The 663-nt window shown below is 57.8% G+C and carries 1 protein-coding gene and 1 pseudogene; both read left to right on the top strand.

Annotation, left to right across the window (positions count from 1 at the left end):
• The coding region (locus ALO43_RS08195; RefSeq protein ID WP_157062270.1) for a TonB-dependent receptor at positions 1-209 on the top strand (209 nt) is incomplete at its 5' end.
• A gap of 38 nt (positions 210-247) precedes the next feature.
• Positions 248-663, top strand: a pseudogene (locus tag ALO43_RS08190) (DUF4198 domain-containing protein); the annotation flags it as partial.

Below are 663 nucleotides of genomic sequence, written 5' to 3'. Positions count from 1 at the left end.
GTTCCGGCCAGTCCGGCACCGACTTCGAGCTGCCGGCCTACCAGACCGTCGACCTGCTGGCTCACTATAAAGCCAGGGAGAACGTGACAGTGGGCTTGAACCTCAACAACATTTTCGATGAAAAATACTACGAGCGCTCCTACAGCAATTACTGGGTCGCGCCCGGCGAACCGCGTAACTTTACGGTCAGCCTGACACTCGGCCTTTGACTCCTGTAACCCTCGCTTCACAACAATAAGGATGCACCATGCTGTCAACAAAACCTTTCATGGCCTTGGGCCTGCTCGGCGCATTGTTCGCCAGTCAAGTAAACGCACACGGCCTGTGGACCGAACAGCGGCGCGGCAATATCGAGGTGGTCTACGGTCATGGTGCGGAAGACAACGCGTTCAAAGCGCAAAAAGTCAGCGGCGCATGGGCGTATGATCAGCAGGGCAAAATGATCCCGGTGACGGTACAACGCCTTGAGGATCACGCGCGACTGGTGCCGCTCAAGCCGCCCGCCGTGATGACGGTGGCGCTGGACAACGGCATGTGGACACGCAACACCGAGAGAAAGTGGATCAATGAAGGCCGCAGCAAAGTGCCAAACGGCACCGACTCGATCCACACGTTCAAGTACAGCGTGGCCATCTACGAGGAAGGCGCGCACCTGCCATCGTT

The organism is Pseudomonas tremae, assembly GCF_001401155.1.
Classification (GTDB): domain Bacteria; phylum Pseudomonadota; class Gammaproteobacteria; order Pseudomonadales; family Pseudomonadaceae; genus Aquipseudomonas; species Aquipseudomonas tremae.
The sequence above is the reverse complement of the archived record's forward strand: the minus strand, read 5'-3'. Positions and strand labels throughout refer to the sequence as shown.